The organism is Aeromicrobium sp. 636, from assembly GCF_024433585.1.
In the GTDB taxonomy this organism is placed as follows: Bacteria; Actinomycetota; Actinomycetes; order Propionibacteriales; family Nocardioidaceae; genus Aeromicrobium; species Aeromicrobium senzhongii.
This window is the reverse complement of sequence record NZ_WNJU01000001.1, coordinates 99,909-118,216: the sequence shown is the minus strand read 5'-3', so window position 1 is coordinate 118,216 and position 18,308 is coordinate 99,909. Positions and strand designations below refer to the sequence as shown.

The window sequence follows — 18,308 nt, the reverse complement described above, 5'->3', positions numbered from 1 at the left end:
CGGTCCGGTCACACCGTCAGAGGACGTGCGGTCGGCGGAATCGGCGTGGGAAGCGTGGTCGAACCGGTCAGCCACGCGTCGACGCCGGCGGCGGCTCCACGGCCCTCGGCGATCGCCCACACGATGAGCGACTGGCCGCGACCGGCGTCACCGGCGACGAACACCCCCTCGACACTGGACATGTAGTTCAGGTCGCGCTTGATGTTGCCCCGCTCGTCGAGGTCGACGCCGAGCTGCTCGACGACGCCCTCGGGCTGCGGGCCGGTGAAGCCCATCGCGAACAGCACCAACTGCGCCGGGATCACCCGCTCGGTGCCGGCGACCTCCTCGAAGCGACCGTCCACCAGCTCGACCTCGGTGATCCGCAGACCGCTCACGTGGCCGTCGTCGTCGCCCACGAACTCCTTCGTGTTGACGGCGTAGACCCGCTCGCCGCCTTCCTCGTGGGCCGAGGCGACGCGGTAGACCATCGGGTACGTCGGCCAGGGGTGGGCGTCCGCCCGCTCCTCGCTCGGACGCGGCATGATCTCCAGGCTGGTGACCGAGCGGGCGCCCTGACGGATCGCCGTGCCCAGGCAGTCCGCGCCGGTGTCGCCGCCGCCGATGATGACGACGTCCTTGCCGGTCGCGAGGATCTGGTCCTCGACCGTCTCGCCGACCGCGACGCGGTTGGCCTGGGGCAGGTAGTCCATCGCCTGGTGGATGCCCTCGAACTCGCGCCCGGGCGCCGGCAGGTCACGACGCACGGTCGAGCCGATCGCCAGGACGACCGCGTCGTACCGCTCACGCAGCTGCTGACCGGTGATGGCCTCGCCGACGGCGACGCCGGTGCGGAAGACGGTGCCCTCGCGCTGCATCTGGTTGATGCGACGGTCGACGTGCGACTTCTCCATCTTGAACTCGGGGATGCCGTACCGCAGCAGTCCCCCGGCCTTGTCGTCACGCTCGTACACCGCGACCGTGTGGCCGGCGCGCGTGAGCTGCTGAGCGACCGCCAGTCCGGCCGGGCCGGAGCCGACGACCGCGATCGTCTTGCCGGTCAGCCACTCGGGCGTCTCGGGCTTGACGGCGTGCATGTCCCACGCCTTGTCGGCGATCGACACCTCGACGTTCTTGATCGTCACCGGGTCGCGGTTGATGCCCACGACGCAGGCGGTCTCGCACGGCGCGGGGCACAGCCGCCCGGTGAACTCCGGGAAGTTGTTCGTCGCGTGCAGGCGATCGATCGCGTCCTCCCAGTCGTCGCGCCAGACCAGGTCGTTCCACTCGGGGATCAGGTTGCCCAACGGGCAGCCCTGGTGGCAGAACGGGATGCCGCAGTCCATGCAGCGCCCGGCCTGCTCCGAGATGATCGGCAGCAGGGCTCGCCCGGCACCGCCGGGATAGACCTCGTTCCAGTCCTTCACCCGCTCCTCGACGGGGCGGCGCTCGGCCACCTTGCGGGGCGTGGTCATGAAACCTCGGGGATCAGCCACGTGCGGCCACCTCCATCATCCGTGCAGTCGTCTCGTCCTCGGAGAGTCCCTCGGACTCCGCGGACGCCTTGGCTTCGAGAACGCGCCGGTAGTTGACCGGCATGATCTCGGTGATGCGGGCCAGGCTGGCCGGCCAGTCCCGGAGGAGCTGCTCGGCGACCGCCGAGCCCGTCTCCTCCAGGTGGCGGCGCACGATGGCCTCCAACTCGACTCCCGTGGTCTCCGGGACCGGTCGCAGCTCGACCATCTCGGGGTTGACCACGTCGGGGTCGAGATCCAGCACGTACGCCGAGCCACCGCTCATGCCGGCGGCGACGTTGCGCCCCGTCGGCCCGAGGATGACCACGCGGCCGCCGGTCATGTACTCCAGCGCGTGGTCGCCCACGCCCTCGACGACCGCGGTGGCGCCCGAGTTGCGCACGCAGAACCGCTCGCCGACCTTGCCTCGCAGGAAGATCTCACCGCCGGTGGCACCGAAGCCGATGACGTTGCCGGCGACGATCTGCGCCTCGGCGGCGAACTGCGACTCGCGCGGCGGCCGCACGATGATGCGGCCCCCCGAGAGTCCCTTGCCGACGTAGTCGTTGCCGTCGCCCTCCAGGCGCAGCGTGATGCCGCGCGGGACGAACGCACCGAACGACTGGCCGGCCGACCCCAGGAACGTGATGTCGATGGTGTCGTCCGGCAGCCCTTCACCGCGGTACCGCTTGGTCACCTCGTGACCGAGCATCGTGCCGACGGTGCGGTTGACGTTGCGGATCTCGAGCTGCGCGCGGACCGGCTCGGCCTTCTCCAGCGCGTCGCCGGCCAGGGCGATCAGCTCGACGTCGAGGGCGCGGTCCAGGCCGTGCTCCTGCTTCGTCGTGCAGCGCAAGGAGGCGCCCTCGGGCAGCTCGGGCACGTACAGGACGCGGGTCAGGTCCAGCGAGCTGGCCTTCCAGTGGTCGACGGCCTCGCGGACGTCGAGCACCTCGGCGTGGCCGACCGCCTCGTCGATGCTGCGGAAGCCCAGCTCGGCCAGGATCTCGCGCACCTCCTGGGCGATGAACTCGAAGAAGTTCACGACGTACTCGGCCTTGCCCGAGTACTTCTCGCGCAGCGACCGGTTCTGGGTCGCGACGCCGACCGGGCAGGTGTCGAGGTGGCAGACGCGCATCATGATGCAGCCCGACACGACCAGCGGCGCGGTCGCGAAGCCGAACTCCTCGCCGCCGAGCAGCGCGGCGATGACGACGTCGCGGCCCGTCTTGAGCTGACCGTCGACCTGAACCACGATGCGGTCACGCAGGCCGTTCAGCAGCAGCGTCTGCTGGGTCTCGGCCAGGCCGAGCTCCCAGGGACCGCCCGCGTGCTTGAGGCTCGTGAGCGGCGACGCGCCGGTTCCGCCGTCGTGGCCGGAGATCAGCACGACGTCGGCCTTGGCCTTCGAGACGCCGGCCGCGACCGTGCCCACGCCGACCTCGGAGACGAGCTTGACGTGGACGCGGGCCGAGGGGTTCGCGTTCTTCAGGTCGTGGATCAGCTGCTTGAGATCCTCGATCGAGTAGATGTCGTGGTGCGGCGGCGGGCTGATCAGACCGACACCCGGCGTCGAGTGCCGCGTCTTGGCCACCCACGGGTAGACCTTCGGTCCGGGCAGCTGGCCGCCCTCGCCGGGCTTGGCGCCCTGGGCCATCTTGATCTGGATGTCGTCCGCGTTCGTCAGGTACTCGCTGGTGACGCCGAAGCGGCCGGAGGCGACCTGCTTGATCGCCGAGCGGCGCTCGGGATCGTAGAGGCGCTCGGGATCCTCGCCGCCCTCACCGGTGTTCGACTTGCCGCCGAGGCGGTTCATCGCGATCGCGAGGGTCTCGTGGGCCTCCTGGCTGATGGACCCGTAGGACATCGCGCCGGTCGAGAACCGCTTGACGATCTCGCTGACCGGCTCGACCTCGTCGATCGAGATCGGCTGGCGGTCGGAGTTGAACTTCATCAGTCCGCGCAGGGTCATGAGACGGCTGGACTGGTCGTCGATCCGCTGCGTGTACTGCTTGAAGACGTCGTACCGGCCCGTGCGCGTGGAGTGCTGCAGGCGGAAGACGGTCTCCGGGTCGAACAGGTGCTCCGGGCCGAAGCGGCGCCACTGGTACTCGCCGCCGACCTCGAGGCGGCGACGCGGGCTGGCGATGCCCTTGGTCGGGTACGCCTTCAGGTGCCGGGCGTGGACCTCCTGGGCGATGACGTCCAGGCCGACGCCGCCGAGCTTGCTGGAGGTGCCCGTGAAGTACCGGTCGACGACCTCGTGGGACAGGCCGATGCACTCGAAGATCTGCGCGCCGGTGTACGACGAGACCGTCGAGACGCCGATCTTGCTCATGACCTTGAGAACGCCCTTGCCCAGGCCGTAGGCCACGTTGCGCGCAGCCTTCGTGGGGTCGACGCCCTCGACGTAGACGCCCTCGCGAGCGAGGTCCTCCGCCGTCTCGAGCGCCAGGTACGGGTTGACCGCGGTCGCGCCGAAGCCGATCAGCAGCGCGACGTGGTGCACCTCGCGCACGTCGCCGGCCTCGACCAGCAGGCCGGCCTGCGTGCGCAGCTTCTCGCGGACCATGTGGTGGTGGACCGCACCGGTCAGCAGCAGCGACGGGATCGGGGCCAGGTCGACGTTGGAGTGACGGTCCGACAGCACGATGATGCGCGCGCCGCGGTTGACGATCGCGTCCGACACCTCGGCGCAGATCTCGTCGAGGCGCTGGGCCAGGGCCTCTCCCCCACCCAGGACGTCGTACAGGCCGCGGACGACGTGCACGCTGAAGCCGGGCATGTCGCCGTCACGGTTCATGTGGCGGATCTTGGCCAGCTCGTCGCTGTCGATCACCGGGAACGGCAGCTGCAGCATCCGGCACGAGGCCGGCGTGGGGTCGAGCAGGTTGCGCTCGGGGCCGATCGTGCCGGCCAGCGACGTCACGACCTCCTCGCGGATGGCGTCCAGCGGCGGGTTCGTCACCTGGGCGAACAGCTGGCTGAAGTAGTCGAACAACAGGCGCGGACGGTCCGAGAGGGCCGCGATCGGGGTGTCGGTGCCCATCGAGCCGATCGTCTCGGCGCCGGTGCGCGCGATCGGCGCGACCAGCTTGCGCACCTCCTCGTCGGTGTAGCCGAAGACCTGCTGGCGACGCGCGACCGAGGCGTGGTTGTGCACGATGTGCTCGAGGTCGGGCAGGTCCTCGAAGCGCACGAGGCCCGAGTAGAGCCACTCCTCGTAGGGGTGCTCGTTCGCGAGCGACGCCTTGATCTCGTGGTCCTCGACGACGCGGTGCTCCTCGAGGTCGAGCAGGAACATCTTGCCCGGCTCGACCCGGCCCTTGCGGACGATCGTCTTCGGGTCGATGTCCAGGACGCCGGCCTCGGACGCGAGCACGACGAAGCCGTCCTCGGTGATGACGAAACGGCCCGGGCGCAGTCCGTTGCGGTCCAGGACCGCGCCGATCTGGGTGCCGTCGGTGAAGCACACCGCGGCCGGGCCGTCCCAGGCCTCCATGACCGTGGAGTGGAACTCGTAGAAGGCGCGGCGGGCCGGATCCATCTCGGCGTTGTTCTCCCACGCCTCGGGGATCATCATCATCACCGCGTGCGGCAGCGAGCGACCACCCAGGTGCAGCAGCTCGAGCACCTCGTCCAAGGACGCGGTGTCGGAGCCGTCGGGGCTGCAGATCGGGAACAGTCGCGAGAGGTCGCCGGGGATCAGGTCGCTCTCGAGCAGCGCCTCGCGGGCGCGCATCCAGTTGCGGTTGCCGCGGGCGGTGTTGATCTCGCCGTTGTGCGCGACGTAGCGGAACGGGTGCGCCAGCGGCCAGCTCGGGAACGTGTTGGTCGAGAAGCGGCTGTGCACGATCGCCAGCGCCGACTCCATGCGCTCGTCGAGCAGGTCGGGGAAGAACACGTCGAGCTGCTCGGTGGTGAGCATGCCCTTGTAGACGAGCGTGCGCGACGACAGCGACGGGAAGTACACGCCGGCCTCGTGGTGCGAGCGCTTGTTGACGGCGTAGGTCAGCCGGTCCAGGCCGATCCCGGACACCTCGCGGTCGGCGGTGGTCACGAAGAACAGCTCGAAGGCCGGCATCGCGGCGTACGCCATCGAGCCGAGGATGTGCGGGACGACGGGCACCTCGCGCCAGCCCAGGACCTCGAGGCCCTCCTCGACGGCGATGGCCTCGACCTGGGCCTTGGCCTCGTCGGCACGGTCGCGCGGCAGGAACGCCATGCCGGCGGCGTAGTGGCCGGACTCGGGCAGCTCGGTCGGGGCGACGCCGCGCAGGAAGCGGTCGGGCACCTGCATGAGGATGCCGGCACCGTCACCGGTGTTCGGCTCGCCGCCGACGGCGCCGCGGTGGTCGAGGTTGCGCAGCGCGGTCAGACCGTGCTGGACGATCTCGTTGCTGGGCACACCCGTGAGCGTCGCCACGAAGGCGACACCGCAGTTGTCGTGCTCGTTGGCGGGGTCGTAGAGGCCTTGCGCCTGGGGCGCGGCGGAGAAGAGCGGACGGTCCATGAAACAACCTGTCGTCGATGCCAAGGGGAAAGTCACTGGGCGAGGACGACATTGGCCTCATCAGCAGATTCAGATTACCTCAAGGTTTCGCGCGGAGCGGGTGAGGCACCCCTCATGCGCGCGCTTCTCGCCGCTTCCGCCTCGTCGACGCGAGGTTCTCGGTGGGACGACGGGGTCAGGCGGGGGCGCAGGCCGGCGCGGGCGGCAGCGGCGCGGGCACGCCGATCGACGGCATGCCCAGTCCGACGGAGCCGGGCGTCACCGCGGTGCGTCCCTGGCGGGACTCCCATGCGTCGCCCGCGCGGGTGCGGCGCACCTCGAGGGGCTCGTCGTCGGCGACCAGGTGGTGCGGGGACGCCTTCGTGACGCGGGTGACGACGAGGTCGCCCGGGCGGACCTCGTGGTCGCCGGGGACGAAGTGCACGAGCCGGTTGTCGCGCGCGCGCCCGCTCATCCGGTGGGTCTCGGCGTCCTTGCGGCCGCCGGCGTGGGCCTGGTCGGCGACGAGCAGCTCGACGACCTGGCCCTCCAGTCGCTGGTTCTCGGACCACGAGATCTCGGACACGAGTGCCGAGAGTCGCTCGTAGCGCTCCTGCACGACGGCCTTCGGCAGCTGGTCGGGCAGGTCCGCGGCCGGCGTGCCGGGGCGCTGGGAGTACTGGAACGTGAAGGCGCTGGAGAAGCGCGCCTGGCGCACGACGTCCATCGTCTCGAGGAAGTCCTCCTCGGTCTCGCCGGGGAAGCCCACGATGATGTCGGTCGTGATCGACGCCTCAGGCATCGCCGCACGCACCCGGTCGAGGATCCCCAGGAAGCGATCACGGCGGTAGGAGCGGCGCATCGCCTTGAGGATGCGGTCCGAGCCCGACTGCAGCGGCATGTGCAGCTGGGGCATGACGTTGGGTGTCTCGGCCATCGCGGCGATGACGTCGTCGGAGAAGGCGGCCGGGTGCGGCGAGGTGAACCGCACGCGCTCGAGGCCCTCGATCTGCCCGCAGGCGCGCAGCAGTTTGGAGAACGCCTCGCGGTCGCCGAACTCGACGCCGTAGCTGTTGACGTTCTGGCCCAGCAGGGTCACCTCGACGACGCCCTCGGCCACGAGTGCCTCGATCTCGGCGAGGATGTCGCCGGGCCGGCGGTCGCGCTCCTTGCCGCGCAGGGCGGGCACGATGCAGAACGTGCAGGTGTTGTTGCAGCCGACGCTGATCGAGACCCACGCGGCGAAGACCGAGTCGCGCTTCGTGGGCAGGGTCGACGGGAAGACCTCGAGCGACTCGAGGATCTCGACCTGGGACTCCTCGGCGATCCTCGCGCGCTCCAGCAGGACCGGCAGCGAGCCGATGTTGTGGGTGCCGAAGACGACGTCCACCCACGGCGCCCGCCGGGTGATCGTGTCCTTGTCCTTCTGCGCGAGGCAGCCGCCCACGGCGACCTGCATCCCGGGGTTCTTGGCCTTGATGCTCGCGACGTGCCCGAGGTTGCCGTACAGCTTGTTGTCGGCGTTCTCGCGCACGGCGCAGGTGTTGAAGACGACGAGGTCCGGCGTCTGCCCCTGCTCGGCCGCCGCATAGCCCGCGGTCTCGAGCAGTCCCGACAGTCGTTCGCTGTCGTGCACGTTCATCTGGCAGCCGTAGGTACGGACTTCATAGGTCTTCGTCATGACCGTCCCATCGTACGTGGGCACCGACGCCGGCCCGGACCGAACCGGCGGGCCGCTGAGCGGCCGGGTCCGCCACCGCGATGGCGGACCCGGGCCGTCAGAGGGTCTTCTGGATCTGGCGCAGTCGCTCGATCTCGGCGGTCTGGGTCGCCGACACGTCGGCGGCGAAGGCACGGTTGATCGCCTCGGTGCCGTCGCTGAGCGCCCGGTCGGCCATCGCCACGGCTCCTTGGTGGTGGGCGATCATGCGCTCGACGAAGAGCTTGTCGAACGCCGTGCCCTTCACCGCGGCCAGCTCGTCGAGCTGTTCGGGCGTGAGCATGCCGTCCATGTGCGTGGCGTGCTCGCCGCTGGGCGTGAGCGGTGCCGTCGGCAGATCGCGCGCCTCGAGCCATGCCTGGAGCACGTCGATCTCGGCCTTCTGCGTGTCGCCGATCCGCTGCGCGAACCCGGCGACCTGCTCGTCCTTCGCCCGCGTCTTCGCCAGCTCGGCCATGAGGACCGCCTGGTGGTGGTGCGGGACCATCATCTCGACGAACTCACGGTCGATGTCGTTGAACTCGTCGGCGGGCGTCTCGACCTCGTCGGGGTCGACGCGCTTGTTGCCCTCCCCCGCCTCACCGGGCTGCAGGACGACCGGGCCGTCCTGACGGGGGGTGTCTTCCGAGCAGCCCGCCGCCGCGGTGAGCGCCAGAACGACGCTCACCGCGGCAGCAGCTCGACGAACCAAGGTCACTTGGTGACCCGGATCGTCGTCTTGGTGCTCTTGCCCGCCACCTTCGCGCTGCCCGCGTAGGTGACCTTGACCGTGTGCTTGCCGGCCTTGAGCTTCGGCAGGGTCACGGTGACCTTGCCCTTCTTCAGCGCGCCCTTGACGGACGTGCCGTTGACCTTCACGGTCACCTTGCCGGTCGGCGTGGTGCCCTTGGCGCTGACGGTCACCGTGACCTTGGCGCGAGCCGAGGCCTTGACCTTCTTGGCGGAGACCTTCACCTTCGCGGTCGCCTTGACGACCTTGAGGGTGACCGCCGAGGACGTCGAGCCGGTCGTCGCGGTGGACGACGGCACGAACTCGGCACGGATCGCGTACGTCTTGACCGCGAGGGTCTTCGGCAGCGTCAGCGTGGCCTTGCCGCCCTTGACCGGCACGCCGGCCTTCAGGACGGTGCTGCCCGCACGGAACGTCACGGTGCCCTGGGCGCCGGCGCCCGAGACCGTCGCGGTGACGGTCGCCGGGGTGGAGCCGAAGACCTGCGACGTACGGCTCAGCTTCACCGAGGTGGTGGTGCTGACGGCCGTCAGCTCGACCGACGCCGAGTACAGCGCGTCGTCGAGCTTGCTGTCGCCACGGACGACGAGCGACTTCGTGCCCGCCTTCTCGGTGGCGGCGACCGGGACGGTCAGCTCGACCGAGCCGTTCGCGGCGGCCTGGCCGCTGGCGACGACCTTGCTCCCACTCCACACGTCGACGTACTCACCGGAGGTGAACGTGTCGGCGGGCAGCGAGACGGTGACGTCCGTGGCGACCCCGGCGGGGACGCTGGCGGGCGAGACCGACGCGGCGGGCAGCGTGCCCGAAGCCTTCGGCGCCTTCTTCCACGGCCAGGAGATGGTCTGCTGCGTCGCGGGGTTGCGGACGTCCTGGCGGTGACGGACCGCGTCGGCGAACTCGTCGCCCTGGAGCTTCATGACGTCGAAGCCACGGGCGATCTCACTGCCGTAGAGGTAGCCGTTGTGCGAGTACACGGCCCAGTAGCCGCCGGTCACCAAGCGCGTCGCGTCGATCGGCCCGCGATCGAAGTAGCCGATCTCCTTGGCTTTGGACGGGTTCGTGAAGTCGATCAGCGAGGCGCCGCCCTGGTACCAGGCCTGGACGAGGACGTCCCGATCGGCGACCTGGACGATGTTGCCCTCGTGACCCACGCAGTTCTCGAACGTCGACTGACGACGCGGGATCTTGTAGTAGCTCTTCAGCTCCAGCTCCTGGCCCTTGATCGCGTAGATCGCGTTCGCACCGCGGTACTGCGGCGTGTTCGGGATGCAGGTCGCGCTGCTGCCGCCACCGAGCTCGTCCTGGAAGATCACCTTGCTGGCGTCGTCACTGAACTGCGCGGTGTGCCAGAAGGCGTAGTTCTCGTCACGGACGCGCTCCGTCACGACCGGGTTCAGCGGGTCGGAGATGTCGAACATCACGCCGTCGCCCATGCACGCACCGGCCATGATGCCCTTCTCCGGGTACGCGGTCAGGTCGTGGCAGCCGTTCGTCGCCGAGGTGGTGGCGCCGCCGTTGGGGCGGTCGTCAGCGGTGAACGCCGGGTTCGCCTCGTCCCAGGGCTTGTACTCCTTGACGATCGCCGCGCCGGCCGGGTTGTCGAGATCCACCTTGATGATCTCGAGCTGCTGGTGCGGGCGCTTGCAGTAGAACGCGCTGTCCGAGACGTCGTAGGCGGCGTTGTACAGGTACACCGAGCCCTCGTCCTCGGGGTTCGGCACCAGCGTGTGCGTGTGCGAGCCACAGCGCGCCTTCACGTTGCCGACGTACTGCGGCGCGGTCGGCTCGCTGATGTCGAAGATGCGAATGCCCTCCCACGCGTCGGCGCTCGAGGAGGCGACCGAGCCGGCGTCGCACGCCGACCCGTTGCGCGGCTGGTCGACGGAGAAGAACAGCAGGTCTCCGGCGATCGACATGTCGCCCTGACCGCCGGCGCAGTTGACGTTCGCCGCGACCGTGGCGTCCTCCGGGTTGCTGATGTCGTAGACCACGAATCCGCCGTAGCTGCCCTGGAAGGCGTAGTCGCCCTTGAACGCCATGTTGGACATCGTCGTCTGCCCCGGCTGCAACCCGATGTTCTTCACCAGGTCGATCTTGACGGACTCCTGCTCGCCGGCGGCGAGCATCTTGGCCTTGGGATCCATTCCCAGGTACGGCACGCCGGTGCCGGGAGCGAGGTTCCCGACGCTCTCGTCCTCGGCGGTGACGTCGGCCGTGCGGCTGGCGTCACCGAGGATGCGCGACTGCTCGGGCGTCTCGGGGATGTTGGGGTCGGCGTTGGCGGGTACGGCCAGCAGGCCGACCCCCAACGCGACGAGGGCCGCCGCACTCAAGGTGCGGCGAAGGGCAACTGTTTTCAAGGGAAGTCCTCACGACGAAGGGAACTGACGTGACACACGTCTCATGCGTCACGCCCCTGAGCGTAGAAGTCACGCGTTACGCATTCGCTACGGCGGCTGGACCAAGACGCGATAATCACACGTTTCAGTGGTGAAAGTGGACCTTGAACGGCCGCCCATAATATGGACACCTCGGCGCCGTCGCCAGTTCGGCCACCGCGCGCACAGCAGGGTGCGAGCTTCGGTATTCCAGTCGAAAGTGTCCACTTACTTCCCCAGTGGAAGCCACCGCGCGGCGTTGACGCCGCGGCGGGTGCACGGATTCGCCGGGACGACCACCATCGCCGTGGGTTTCGATCTGATTGCGGTCGGCGACGCGCCGGTGCGAATTGTTGCGTCCGCCCGGACCCTACGGTTGGGTAAGTCGGCATGGGAGCAAGCACGACGCCGATGGTCCGCATGAGCGGCGTCCAGAAGTGGTTCGGTGACCTTCACGTCCTGCAGGACATCGACTTCGAGGTCGCCACCGGCGAGGTCGTCGTCGTGATCGGGCCGTCCGGATCAGGCAAGTCGACACTGTGCCGGGCGATCAATCGCCTCGAGCCGATCAACGAGGGCACCATCGAGATCGACGGTGTCCCGCTGCCCGAGGAGGGCAAGGCGCTGGCGAAGCTGCGCGCCGAGGTCGGCATGGTGTTCCAGTCGTTCAACCTCTTCAGCCACAAGACCGTCCTGGAGAACGTGACCCTCGGTCCGACCAAGGTCCTGGGGAAGCCCAAGGCCGAGGCCGAGCAGCGCGCACACGAGCTGCTCGAGCGCGTCGGGGTGGCCAACCAGGCCGGCAAGCTGCCGGCTCAGCTGTCGGGCGGCCAGCAGCAGCGCGTCGCGATCGCCCGCGCCCTGGCCATGGACCCGAAGGTCATGCTGTTCGACGAGCCGACGTCCGCGCTCGACCCCGAGATGATCTCGGAGGTCCTCGAGACCATGGTCGATCTCGCCCGACGCGGCATGACGATGGTCGTCGTCACCCACGAGATGGGCTTCGCGCGCACCGCCGCCGACCGCGTCGTCTTCATGGCCGACGGCAGGATCGTCGAGCAGAACACCCCCGACGAGTTCTTCACGAACCCCCAGAGCGATCGCGCCCAGGACTTCCTCGGCAAGATCCTCAAGCACTGACAGCCCGCACCCTCCTGATTTCCGCAACATCATGATCCCGAAGGGGAAGGACGACAGATGAGAGCACGAAGGACACAGTTCGCGGCCGTGATCGCCGCCGGGCTGCTGGCGCTGAGCGCCTGTGGCGACGCCGGCAACAGCGACGACGCCGGCGACGCACCCGAGGTCGAGGTCGAGGAGCAGGACTTCGAGGCCGGCAGCCGCATGGCCGAGATCCAGGAGTCCGGCAAGGTCAAGATCGGCGTCAAGTACGACCAGCCCGGCATCGGCTTCAAGACCGCCACCGCCGACACGCCGTCGGGCTTCGACCCCGAGATCGGCAAGATCCTCGCGGCGAAGCTGGGCATCAAGGCCGACGACATCGAATGGGTCGAGGCCGTCTCGGCGAACCGCGAGCCGTTCCTGCAGAACGGCACGGTCGACTTCGTCATCGCCTCCTACTCGATCACCGACGACCGTCGCAAGGTCGTCGGCCAGGCCGGCCCGTACTACGTGACGGGTCAGAGCCTGCTCGTGGCCAAGGACGACAACTCGATCAACGGCCCGGACGACCTCAAGGGCAAGAAGGTCTGCTCGGTCACCGGCTCCACCTCGATCAAGACCGTCGAGGAGCAGTTCGGCGCCACGCCCGCCGGCTTCGACACCTACTCCGAGTGCGTCCGTCAGCTCGAGAACGGCTCGGTCGACGCGGTCACCACCGACGCGGCGATCCTGCTGGGCTACGCCGCCGAGAACCCCGACAAGCTCAAGGTCGTGGGCGAGCCCTTCTCCGAGGAGAACTACGGCATCGGCTACGGCAAGGACCACCCCGAGCTGTGCGAGTTCGTCAACGAGACGCTGACCAGCGCCTTCGAAGACGGCTCGTGGGAGAAGGCGTTCGACGCCACGCTCGGCAAGGGTGGCGCCGAGGCGGGCGACCCGCCGGCGCTCGACGAGTGCGCGTGACGCTGAGCCGATGATCAACCGACGACGAGGGTGGTGAGACGTGGACTTCACGTTCTTGCAGGACAGCTATGAACTGCTCCTCAAGGGCTTCTGGGTCACGCTGCGGGTCTTCCTGGCCAGCGGTCTCATCGCCCTCGTCCTCGGCACCATCGTGGCCGTGGCGCGGGTCAGCCCGGTCCCGGCGATGCGCGCCGTCGGGACGGCCTACGTCACGCTCTTCCGCAACACTCCCCTGCTGCTGCTGCTGTTCATCACGTACTACGGCCTGCCGGCGATGGGGATCGACTTCGGCTTCTTCTGGAACGTCTCGATGGCCGCCGGTCTCTACACCGCGGCGTTCGTCTGCGAGGCGCTGCGCTCGGGCATCAACGGCGTGCCGCTCGGCCAGGCCGAGGCGGCGCGAGCCGTGGGCATGCCTTTCTCGATGACCATGACCCAGGTGATCCTGCCCCAGGCGTTCCGCCTCGTGGTCCCGCCGATCGCCAGCGTGTTCATCGCGTTGGCCAAGAACACCTCATTGGTCGCCGCCCTGGGCCTGGCCGACCTCGCGTTCCGGCTCCAGGGCCTGCTGCGGGACTACCCCAGCTCGCGCACCGCCGCCTTCTTGACCATCGCGGCGATGTACATCGTCATCGTGGCGGCGATCTCAGCACTGGCCAGCTGGGCCGAACGACGCTGGAAGGTGGAGTCCCGATGAGCAGCGTCCTGTTCGACGTCCCCGGCCCCCGCGCCCGACGCCGCCACCGCATCCTGTCGGTGGTGACGATCGTGGCCGTCGTGGCGTTCCTGGCCCTGGTCCTGTGGCGCCTCGCCGAGACCGGTCAGCTGGCGTCCGACAAGTGGGAGGTCTTCGTCACCCCCGCGTACATCGAGTTCATCGCCGAGGGTCTGTACTACACGCTCCTGGCGGCCGTCATCGCCATCATCGGCGCCCTCGTGTTCGGCATGCTCTTCGGCATCGGCAAGCTGTCCGACCACGCTTGGGTCCGCTGGCCCAGCTGGCTGGTCGTGGAGTTCTTCCGGGCCGTCCCCCTCTACATCCTCATCACGTACCTGTGGGCGCTCTACAAGTTCCAGATCGAGCTGCTCGCCCCGCTGGTGATCGGCTTGATCCTCTACAACGGCTCGGTGCTCGCCGAGATCGTCCGCGCCGGCATCAACGCCGTCCCCAAGGGCCAGGTCGAGGCGGCGTACGCGCTCGGCATGCGCAAGAGCGCCGTGATGCGCATCGTGCAGCTGCCCCAGGCGATCAAGATCATGACCCCGTCGATCATCAGCCAGTGCATCGTCGCGCTGAAGGACACGTCGCTGGGCTACATCATCGTGGCGCCGGGCCTGACCTACGCGGGACGTCAGATCTGGCGCGAGTTCGACAACCACCTGCAGGTCGCGCTGGTCCTCGGGGCGATCTACATCATCCTCAACCTGATCCTCGAGCAGTTGGGTCGCTTCGCGCAGCGCCGGCTGACCGAATCGCGGTCCACCGACGCCCGGCCGCAGGCCGAGGTGCCGGTCCTCGTGGCACCCTGACCCGCAGGCGGAGCGGGCCAGCCCCCGGGCCACAATGTCTGCGTGAGCTCCCTGCTGCTGCGCCACGTCCGGCTCGTGCCGGTGCGTTCGGCGGCGCCGACCGAACCGGTGTCGCTGCGGATCCGTGACGGCGCGATCGTCGATCTCGCGCCCGAGCTGCGTGCCGAACGGGGCGACCGCGTGGTCGACGCCGACGGACGCTGGACCATCCCGGGCCTGTGGGACCAGCACGTCCATCTGACCCAGTGGGCCCAGACCCGCAGCCGCCTGGACGTCTCGGGTACGCGCGATCCCGCCGAGGTCATCCGGCTCGTCCGCGAGGAGCTGGCCGCCACGCCCGACGGCGACTGGGTGTTCGGCTACGGCTTCCGCCTCACCGACTGGGACCGGGTTCCCACGGTCGCCGAGCTCGACGCCGTCTCGGGCGTCCGCCCTGTCGTGCTGACCAGCGGGGATGCCCACACGGGCTGGCTGAACACGGCCGCCCTCTCCGCCCTCGGCGCTGATCCGACCGACGAGCCCGTCACCGAGGCACCCTGGTTCACGCTCATGACGCAGGTGGTCGAGCTCACCGCACAGCAGGACGGCGGCTCGGGCATCGCCGAGACCGTTCACGAGGCCGCCGCCCGCGGCGTGGTGGGCATCGTCGACTTCGAGTTCGCCGAGCCGCTGCTGACGTGGCCTGAGCGCGTCGCCCGCGGTGTCGACGCCCTGACGGTGCGGCGCGCGGTCTACCCCGAGTACCTGGAGTCCGTGATCTCCGCCGGGCTGAGGACCGGCTCGCCGCTGACGCCCGGCGGCGTCGTCACGATCGGCCCGCTCAAGATCATCTCCGACGGGTCGCTGAACACCCGCACGGCGTTCTGCCACGAGTCGTACCCCGGTGGGGGCGACCGCGGGGTCCAGAACCACGACCGGGCCGAGCTGGTCGCGCTGCTGCGACGTGCCGCGACCAACGGCCTCGAGGCAGCGGTCCACGCCATCGGCGACGCGGCCGCCCACGAGGCTCTGGCGGCCTTCTCCGCGTCCGGCGCGGTCGGCAGCATCGAGCACGCGCAACTGATGACCCCGGACGACATCGTCGCCATGGCGGCACTCGGCGTCCGGGCCAGCGTCCAGCCCGCGCACCTGCTCGACGATCGCGACGCCGCGGTGCAGCTGTGGCCGGGGCGCGAGCAGCACTGCTTCGCGCTGCGTTCCCTGCTCGACGCCGGCGTCGGCGTCGTTTTCGGCTCCGACGCGCCGGTCTCGCCGCTCGACCCGTGGGCCGCCATGGCTGCCGCCGTCCACCGCTCAGCTGATGACCGGGCGCCGTGGACTCCAGAGGAGGCGGTCACGGTGCGCGAGGCGCTCGCCGCCAGCGTCGACGGTCAGGACACGCCCCGGGTCGGGCAACGCGGCGATCTGGTCCTGCTCGACCGGGATCCGCTCGCGCACACCGACGACTCGGGGGCCGCGGCCACCCTGCTGCGCTCGGTCGGCGTCGAGGCCACGGTGCGCGCCGGACAGTTCACCCACACCGCGGCCGGCTTCGTACGCTGAGTCACTCGAAGCGTTCGCGCCTCGCCGTGCACACGATGTCGGCCCACGGTGCCCCCTCGGGCTGGATCCACAGTCCTGCCGTGAACCCGCACTTGGCCAACACCCGCAGCGAGCGATGGTTGCGCGCGTCGGGCGCCGCGAGGAACCGCGGAGCCCTCGGATACTGCGGCACGAGCACGTCGCGGCAGAACCGATCGATCATCTCGCTGCCGAGCCCGCGGTCGATCAACTCCGGCTCGCCGATGAGGTAGTCGAACGCCACCGCGTCCGGGTCCTGGCAGCGCACCGTCAGGTCGTCGTCGGCGGCCACCTCGAAGCTCTGGAGGTATCCGATCGGGGCTCCCCCGAGCTCGGCGATCCACAGCCGCACCGGGTCGCGACCCGCCAACCGCCCACCGAAGCGATCGCGCGCCGCGGCCAGGTCGGGCACCGGATCGGGAAACCACGTCAGGACGTGAGGACGGCTCCGCCACCGCACGAACAACGGCAGGTCCGCCTCGGTGGCGGCGCGGAAGGCGAACACGGCTCGATGCTAGGTCGACTCGAGCGGTTCGGTCTCGGCATCGAGCTCGGCCCGGACGACGTCGAACGCCACCTGCGGGGCGTAGCCCTTGCGCGCGAGCATCGCGGTCAGCCGCCGCACCTGGACCGACTGGTCGAGCCCCTGCACGGAGCGCAGCTTGCGCTGGACCAGCCGGTGCGCGGCCTGGCGCTCGGCGTCGGGATCGACGTCCTCCAGGACCGTGCCGATGATCTCAGCGGCGACGCCCTTGCGCTGCAACTCCATGCGCAGCACCGATCGGGCGAGCCCTTTGGCTCGACCCCGCTGCTCGACCCACGTCCGGGCGAACCGCTCGTCGTCGACCAGCCCTTCGGACTGCAACTGGTCGACGACGACGATGGCGACGTCCTCGGGGAACCGCCGACGAGCGAGAGCATCGAGCAGCTCACCGCGACTGCGATCGCGCGCGGCCAGACGATCCATCGCGATCGTCCGGCCGGCGACGATGACCGCCCTCGGATCAGCGTCCGGGTCGGTGGGGTCCAGCATCAGAAATCGGCGGCCGAGAGGTCGCCCGCGGGGTCGTCGGCCACCGCGGCATCGGCGGGCTCGTCGAGCTTCGCCCCGATACCGAGGTGCTCCTTGATCCGCTTGTCGAGCTCGTCGGCCAGGTCCGGGTTGTCACGCAGGAAGGCGCGCGCGTTCTCCTTGCCCTGGCCGAGCTGGTCGCCCTCGTACGTGTACCAAGCACCGGCCTTGCGGACGAAGCCCGCCTCGACGCCCATGTCGATCAGACTGCCCTCACGGCTGATCCCCTGGCCGTACATGATGTCGAACTCGGCCTGCTTGAACGGCGGGGCCATCTTGTTCTTGACGACCTTGACCCGGGTGCGGTTGCCGACCATGTCGGTGCCGTCCTTGAGGGTCTCGATGCGGCGCACGTCCAGGCGCACCGAGGCGTAGAACTTCAGTGCCTTGCCGCCCGTGGTGGTCTCGGGGCTGCCGAACATCACGCCGATCTTCTCGCGCAGCTGGTTGATGAAGATCGCCGTCGTGCCCGAGCCGTTGATGGCACCGGTCATCTTGCGCAGCGCCTGGCTCATGAGGCGGGCCTGCAGGCCGACGTGGCTGTCGCCCATCTCGCCGTCGATCTCGGCGCGGGGCACCAGGGCCGCCACGGAGTCGATGACGATGATGTCGAGGGCGCCGGAGCGGATCAGCATGTCGGCGATCTCGAGCGCCTGCTCGCCGGAGTCGGGCTGCGACACCAGCAACGCGTCGGTGTCGACACCCAGCTTGCGGGCGTACTCGGGGTCGAGCGCGTGCTCGGCGTCGATGAACGCCGCGACGCCGCCGGCCTTCTGGGCGTTGGCCACCGCGTGCAGGGCTACCGTGGTCTTGCCCGAGGACTCCGGGCCGTAGATCTCGACGACACGACCGCGGGGCAGTCCGCCGATGCCCAGCGCGACGTCCAAGGAGATGGCACCGGTCGGGATGATCTCGATCGGCGCGCGGGCCTGGTCACCCAGCCGCATCACGGCACCCTTGCCGTAGGACCGGTCGATCTGGGCGAGGGCGTTCTCGATCGCCTTGTCCTTGTTGGCGCGGTCCTTGGGGATGTCGCGGTTCGAACCAGTGGTGCTGGTGTTCTTAGCCATGCTGCGTCCTTCGTTCGTCGACCGTCACGGTCGTGGTGGCGGGCCATCTTCGACGGTAGGCGGACCCACTGACATTACGTGAGCCTCGTCGACTCGTCTGTGGATGACGCCCGACCTGACCGTCGGCCTGTGGAACGAGCCTAGGCCGAACAGATGTTCGATGGAAGGTCGACAC

13 protein-coding genes are annotated in these 18,308 nt (G+C 69.4%); 5 read left to right on the top strand and 8 right to left on the bottom strand.

Translation table 11 applies throughout. From position 1 onward, the window contains the following. Positions 1-8 precede the first annotated feature (8 nt). The 5 genes from GL325_RS00625 to GL325_RS00605 form a co-directional block, all read right to left on the bottom strand. Positions 9-1,475 (bottom strand): glutamate synthase subunit beta, encoded by a 1,467-nt coding sequence (locus GL325_RS00625; protein ID WP_187768293.1) that lies wholly within the window; start codon positions 1,473-1,475, stop codon positions 9-11. After that, positions 1,468-6,006 carry a glutamate synthase large subunit gene (gltB, locus tag GL325_RS00620; RefSeq protein ID WP_154594781.1) on the bottom strand — a complete coding sequence of 1,513 codons (4,539 nt, stop codon included), beginning with the start codon at positions 6,004-6,006 and terminating at the stop codon, positions 1,468-1,470. Before gltB ends, GL325_RS00625 begins: the two co-directional genes overlap by 8 nt. Before the next feature lie 175 nt (positions 6,007-6,181). Then, complete coding sequence (gene miaB / locus GL325_RS00615; RefSeq protein ID WP_187768292.1) at positions 6,182-7,666, bottom strand: tRNA (N6-isopentenyl adenosine(37)-C2)-methylthiotransferase MiaB; 1,485 nt, start codon at positions 7,664-7,666, stop codon at positions 6,182-6,184. A gap of 97 nt (positions 7,667-7,763) precedes the next feature. Continuing rightward, a complete protein-coding gene (locus GL325_RS00610; protein ID WP_154594779.1) occupies positions 7,764-8,372 on the bottom strand; it encodes a DUF305 domain-containing protein in 609 nt (202 codons plus the stop codon). Positions 8,373-8,398: 26 nt separating this feature from the next. Continuing rightward, positions 8,399-10,798, bottom strand: coding sequence for an Ig-like domain repeat protein (locus tag GL325_RS00605; protein WP_187768291.1), 2,400 nt, complete (start codon positions 10,796-10,798; stop codon positions 8,399-8,401). A 429-nt stretch (positions 10,799-11,227) separates the two neighbouring features. On the opposite strand from GL325_RS00605, the gene GL325_RS00600 reads away from it, so the two are divergent. The 5 genes from GL325_RS00600 to GL325_RS00580 are packed head-to-tail and all read left to right on the top strand — an operon-like array spanning position 11,228 to position 15,973. Next, positions 11,228-11,956 carry an amino acid ABC transporter ATP-binding protein gene (locus GL325_RS00600; protein ID WP_154596121.1) on the top strand — a complete coding sequence of 243 codons (729 nt, stop codon included), beginning with the start codon at positions 11,228-11,230 and terminating at the stop codon, positions 11,954-11,956. 57 nt (positions 11,957-12,013) lie between these two features. Continuing rightward, entirely contained in the window at positions 12,014-12,901 is an 888-nt protein-coding gene (locus GL325_RS00595; protein ID WP_187768290.1) for a glutamate ABC transporter substrate-binding protein, read from the top strand. Between the two features lie 40 nt (positions 12,902-12,941). Next, positions 12,942-13,598: an amino acid ABC transporter permease gene (locus GL325_RS00590; RefSeq protein ID WP_255955290.1), complete on the top strand. Its 657-nt coding sequence runs from the start codon at positions 12,942-12,944 to the stop codon at positions 13,596-13,598. Beyond that, positions 13,595-14,431 (top strand): amino acid ABC transporter permease, encoded by an 837-nt coding sequence (locus tag GL325_RS00585; RefSeq protein ID WP_187768289.1) that lies wholly within the window; start codon positions 13,595-13,597, stop codon positions 14,429-14,431. Before GL325_RS00590 ends, GL325_RS00585 begins: the two co-directional genes overlap by 4 nt. A gap of 42 nt (positions 14,432-14,473) precedes the next feature. Further along, entirely contained in the window at positions 14,474-15,973 is a 1,500-nt protein-coding gene (locus GL325_RS00580; protein WP_187411403.1) for an amidohydrolase, read from the top strand. A gap of 1 nt (position 15,974) precedes the next feature. Here the strand turns inward: GL325_RS00580 and GL325_RS00575 are convergent, their stop codons facing one another. The 3 genes from GL325_RS00575 to recA are packed head-to-tail and all read right to left on the bottom strand — an operon-like array spanning position 15,975 to position 18,133. Further along, positions 15,975-16,496, bottom strand: coding sequence for a GNAT family N-acetyltransferase (locus tag GL325_RS00575; RefSeq protein WP_154594775.1), 522 nt, complete (start codon positions 16,494-16,496; stop codon positions 15,975-15,977). A gap of 9 nt (positions 16,497-16,505) precedes the next feature. Beyond that, positions 16,506-17,024: a regulatory protein RecX gene (locus GL325_RS00570; RefSeq protein WP_154594774.1), complete on the bottom strand. Its 519-nt coding sequence runs from the start codon at positions 17,022-17,024 to the stop codon at positions 16,506-16,508. Then, positions 17,024-18,133, bottom strand: a complete 1,110-nt coding sequence (recA, locus tag GL325_RS00565; RefSeq protein WP_154594773.1) for a recombinase RecA — start codon at positions 18,131-18,133, stop codon at positions 17,024-17,026. The genes GL325_RS00570 and recA overlap by 1 nt, the downstream gene beginning before the upstream one ends. Positions 18,134-18,308: the final 175 nt, after the last annotated feature.